This is a genomic window from Anaerostipes butyraticus (assembly GCF_016586355.1).
GTDB classification, from domain to species: Bacteria; Bacillota; Clostridia; order Lachnospirales; family Lachnospiraceae; genus Anaerostipes; species Anaerostipes butyraticus.
Window position 1 is genome coordinate 1 of sequence record NZ_BLYI01000048.1, and the last position, 638, is coordinate 638.

The 638-nt window shown below is 44.0% G+C and carries 1 protein-coding gene and 1 tRNA gene; one reads left to right on the forward strand and one right to left on the reverse strand.

Annotation, left to right across the window (positions count from 1 at the left end; translation table 11 throughout):
- Positions 1–72 (forward strand) — tRNA-Lys (locus JMF81_RS12210).
- Positions 73–268: 196 nt separating this feature from the next.
- Here JMF81_RS12210 and JMF81_RS12215 read toward each other — a convergent pair.
- Positions 269–638 (reverse strand): transposase (locus JMF81_RS12215; protein ID WP_201311735.1); only part of this gene is annotated, 370 nt, incomplete at its 5' end.

Below are 638 nucleotides of genomic sequence, written 5' to 3' on the forward strand. Positions count from 1 at the left end.
GGTGTGTAGCTCAGGTGGTAGAGCACTTGACTTTTAATCAAGTTGTCCGGGGTTCGAATCCCCGCACGCTCAGGCAAAGGCTGTGGTACTGATGACAGACATCGGTATTGTGGCTTTTTTTTCTTTAAAAAATAAATCCTGCAGGAATCCGGAGTAAAAGTGCTCCGGATTTTTTTATTTACTGTGAAACATTAACTTTCAGGTAGCCAAAAAAGCGCAGACTACTCCCTGATAAATTTTAATGTCTTTTTAAACTTAACTGGAAATCTTATGAGGCAACGACAGGAGCTTCCCAGCCAAGCGCTTTTAACTTTTTGAGATATGCATGGATCTTACGTTCCTTATTGAACTGATTATAGTAATCAGCTCCAAGATCTTGAAAAGCCACCCCATCCTTGAGGATATGATAAATGGCGATCAGCATTGAATGAGCGACTGCGACATAGGCCCGCTTTTTCCCACGATGTGCGCTGATTCTCATGAACTGTGCATAGAAGTAGGATCTTTTATTCTTTACCGCACTGTGTGCACTGACAACAAGCGTCTCCCGCAGTAAAGCGTTTCCTTTTCGGGTCTTGCCTGACTTTCGCTTTTTCGCACTCTCGTTATCGCCCGGACATAATCCAGCCCATGAGGCC